The organism is Candidatus Symbiopectobacterium sp. 'North America' (assembly GCF_015762685.1).
Lineage (GTDB): Bacteria > Pseudomonadota > Gammaproteobacteria > Enterobacterales > Enterobacteriaceae > Symbiopectobacterium.
The window spans coordinates 1-4,306 of the sequence record NZ_PEHF01000108.1; the positions used below are offsets into that span (position 1 = coordinate 1).

Consider the following 4,306-nt stretch of genomic DNA (forward strand, 5'->3'; position numbering starts at 1 on the left):
AGGCACAGGGTATTACTGGCGAAAGTTTGCAGATGGGAGGGCTGAGATTTTTGCCCGTGTTAGTTCAACGTATGGCGCACCGCTTAATGTCGTTTTCCCGAAAGCATTTACAGAAATCCCGTTTCTTTTTATGAAAGAAAATGGCGGCGCAGACTCAGAATCAAACGGCTGGGTGATAAGAGCCAGAAATTTGTCAAAAACAGGGTTTTCAGTGCAGTCGAATCTGTGGAGTGGTTCTGGGGCTGGGAGTGCAATTGATGTTTGCTATCACGCCATTGGATGAAGACAGTCATAATTGTAATTAATTTACAGTATGCGAAACTCAGTGAGTGCTCAGTTTATCGCGCAGGATGTGTCACATTTATCGCGCGGCGCATCAGTATTGAGCGCAACCTTTGGTCGTGCGCACCGCCTGGCGGTGGGAACCCGGCAAGAGGCCATTAAAGCGCTGGGCGTGATTATTCCCGGTTTTGAAAAGTTTTTGCTGAGCAGTAAGTCACGCGGTTTGGCCTATGCAGTATTTGATGGGAAACGTAATCTTGCGAAAGATGAATTAGACTTTATCGTTGCGGATGAGATTCGTATTGCGCCAGTGATTATTGTCAGCAAACAGGCTGGGCTGTTCCAAACTATTCTGGGAGCTGTTTTGGTTGCGGTGGGCTATTTTACCTTTGGTACAACCTCTACTATCGGCGTTAGCATGATGATGGGCGGCGCTTCTATGGCGCTCGGGGGAGTAATGCAAATGCTCACCCCGGTTCAAGGTGGTATTTCCATGCGCCAGTCTCCCGATAACAAGCCCTCCTATGCGTTTGGCGGGCCGGTTAACTCCATTGCGCAGGGTAAGCCGGTGCCGATTCTTTATGGTCGCCGTCGTGTTGGCGGCGCGATTATTTCTGCCGAAATTTACGCCGAAGACCAGCAATAATCATTGCCTTCATCAACGTTTTACCGGGGCTGTCGTGCTTTATTTACTGTTGTCTGCACACTGACAAGGTAAAAAAATGAAAGCACTCTTATTATTGCCACTGCAATTATTGTTTCTGCCAACCCTGTTTTTCTCCGTATTGTTATTACCGGAGGTTGCCATCGCCAAAGCGCAGCCCATCAATAACGATCAAATAAAACAAGCCATCATCGATGAGTCTATTTCTTCTTATCCGGGAAATTGCCCGTGCCCCTACAATTCGGCACGTAACGGCAGCAGTTGTGGAAAACGCAGCGCGTGGAGCCGGGTCGGGGGCTATTCACCGATCTGTTATAAGAATGAAGAGACGCAAGAGATGATAGATACCTGGAAGAAACGACATAAATCCTGATGCCGATAAACCCGCCTTGAGCGGGTTTTCTTTTTAATGGAGTACCCATGATAGCGATCAAAGGCAGCAAAGGCAGCAGCGCGAACGCGCGCGTTTCCGTTGAGTCGCCGGATTCCATTCAATCCACCTCCTACGCCAAAATACTGCTGGCGCTCGGGGAAGGGGAATTTGCCGGGAATCTGGATGGCTCGCGTATTTTTCTTGACGGTACGCCGCTCAATGACAGTAACGGCAACGCTAATTTTTCCGGCGTGTCGTGGGCGTTTTGTCCCGGTACGCCTGACCAAAGCTATATTCCTGGTTTTCCCGGCGTTGAAAACGAGATTACGGTAAGCACCGAGCTGACCAGTAAAACGTCGTGGATACGGTCGTTGCCCAATATCAACCTCTCAGCGGTGCGCATACGCTTCTCATGGGCGGCGCTGCAACAGCAGCATGATAATGGCGATGTGGGCGGTTATCGCATTGAATATGCCATTGATATCGCCACGGACGGCGGCAGCTACCGTGAAGTGCTGAAAACGGCGATTGACGGTAAAACCACCACACAATATGAGCGCAGCCACCGTATTGATTTGCCCACGGCATCAACCAGCTGGCAGATCCGTGTGCGCCGCATCACGCCCAATTCTACCAGCAATCGTATTGCCGATAAGATGGCGATCGAAGCCATTACTGAAGTCATCGACGCCAAGCTGCGCTACCCGGAAACGGCGCTGCTGCTGATGCAGTTTGACGCGCAGCCGTTTCAAAATATTCCGGTCATCTCCTGCGAACCGGACGGGCGAATTATCCGCGTGCCCACCAACTATGATGCACAAACGCGGCGCTACTCGGGCAGTTGGGATGGCACCTTCAAATGGGCATACTCCAACAACCCTGCCTGGGTGTACTACGACATTCAGTTTTCCGAACGTTTTGGCCTGGGCGAACGCATCAAAGCCACCCATCTGGTACTGTCGAAATGGACGCTGTACCAGATTGCCCAGTACTGCGATCAACTCGTGCCGGACGGCCATGGCGGCAGCGGTACGGAACCGCGATTTTTGTGCGATGTGTACATCCAATCGCAAGAAGAGGCGTGGACGGTGCTGAACGATCTGGCGGCGATCTTTCGCGGCTCCTCGTTCTGGGCCAATAACCAGATGAACGTGCTGTCCGATATGCCGCGCGAGATGGATTACGTGGTCACCCGCGCCAGCGTGCGTGACGGGCGCTTTACCTACAGCAACGCCAGCAGTAAAACGCACTACAGTACAGCGATGGTGGCGTGGTCCGATCCTGATAAAGCCTATCAGGACGCGGTGAAAGCCGTTGCGGATAACAAACTGGTGCGGCGCTACGGCATTAAACAGGCTGATGTGACCGCGATTGGCTGTACGCGCCAGACCGAAGCGATCCGGCGCGGCAAATGGATTTTGCACACCAACGATGCCGATCGCACCGTCTCTTACACCATGGGGCTGGACGGGGATATTCCGGTTCCCGGCGCTATTGTCGGTGTCGCTGATGCCTTGCTGGCCGGGCGCCCGTTAGGCGAGCGCATCAGCGCGGTTGATGGACGTAACATCACGCTTGACCGCGTTTCTTCCGCTGTCATCGGTGAACGTTTGATTCTCAATCTGCCTAGTGGCAAAGCAGAGGGGCGCACCATTGAGGTGGTGAACGACAAGGTGGTCACCGTCACCACCGCGTATAGCGAAACGCCCGTGCCCGAGTCGGTATGGGCCGTCGATGCTAACGATTTGGCGCTGCAACTGTATCGCGTCATTGGTGTGAAAGAAGGCGAGGACAGCGCCTCCTTTGACATCACGGCCATCGAATTCGACCCGGATAAATTCGCCAAAATCGATACCGGCGCGCACATTGAATCTCGCCTCATCAGTCTGGTTCCGCCTTCGGTACAGCCCGCGCCGAACAACGTGGTGATCAGTAGCGATAACCGCATCGAGCAAGGCATCAATGTCACCACCTTGCGCATTACCTGGGACAAGGCGGACAGTGCCATTGCCTATGAAGTGCAATGGCGGCGTGATAACGGCAACTGGATCAGTGCGGCACGCACCTCGGCACAGGGCGTTGAGGTATCGGGTATTTACGCCGGGCGCTATCAAGCGCGCGTGCGCGCCATCAATGCCACGGAGATCTCCAGTCTGTGGGCCAACGCGCAGGAAACTACGCTAACAGGGAAAGCGGGTAACCCGCCAGCACTGGCCAGTTTTACCAGCACCTCGCTGGTGTTTGGTGTCCAGCTTGACTGGCAATTCCCTGCTGACACCTACGATACCCTGAAAACCGAGATTCAGTATTCTCCAACCAGCGACGGCCAGAACGTGTTGCTGCTAACCGATGTGGCGTATCCCACGCGTGCCTACCAGCAAATGAGACTCAGTGTGGGCCAGGCGTTCTTTTACCGTGCCCGCATTGTTGACAAGTCGGGTAATCAGGGGCCGTGGACGGGGTGGGTACGTGGGGAATCGAGTACCGACGTTAGTGATATTACCGATGTGATTGTGGATGAAATCACCGAAACCGACGCATGGAAATCTCTGGTCGGTGAGGTTGAGAACAATACCCAGCAAATCTCGGACGGCATGCTGAACAGCATTGAACAGGCGAAAGCGATTATCCGTAACAGCCTGGCTAACGATGCTGAAACACGACGCTGGCGCTCGCAGAACGGCGACAGAGCGGCAGAAATCACGGAAACGCGTGCTGCAATTGCAAATGAAGTCGAGGCCAGAACTATTGTGATGTTGGAAATGCAATCAAGCATAGGCACGACTAACAGCAATCTGACGCAGTTACAACAGACGGTGGCAACGCAAAACGAAACCACATCTGCGCAAATTTCCACGCTAAATAGCCAGATGACTGAGGCACAGTCAGGCATTTCGGCCAATACTACGGCAATCGGTGGAATTGTAAGTATCCCGGTAAACCGAACCATTCACTTTTAGAGATCTTCTGACATACTGATTATGTCC

At 53.1% G+C, this 4,306-nt stretch carries 3 protein-coding genes and 1 pseudogene; all 4 read left to right on the forward strand.

The genetic code is table 11. The features are described 5' to 3' along the window. Window positions 1–283: pseudogene (locus tag CS369_RS22450) on the forward strand (hypothetical protein); the annotation flags it as partial. Window positions 284–325: 42 nt separating this feature from the next. Then, on the forward strand, window positions 326–928 hold the full coding sequence (locus CS369_RS22455) for a tail assembly protein (RefSeq protein WP_374191104.1): 603 nt from the start codon (window positions 326–328) through the stop codon (window positions 926–928). Window positions 929–1,028: 100 nt separating this feature from the next. Continuing rightward, entirely contained in the window at window positions 1,029–1,319 is a 291-nt protein-coding gene (locus CS369_RS22460; RefSeq protein ID WP_374191105.1) for a hypothetical protein, read from the forward strand. Between the two features lie 47 nt (window positions 1,320–1,366). Beyond that, window positions 1,367–4,279 carry a host specificity protein J gene (locus CS369_RS22465; RefSeq protein ID WP_196908775.1) on the forward strand — a complete coding sequence of 971 codons (2,913 nt, stop codon included), beginning with the start codon at window positions 1,367–1,369 and terminating at the stop codon, window positions 4,277–4,279. Window positions 4,280–4,306: the final 27 nt, after the last annotated feature.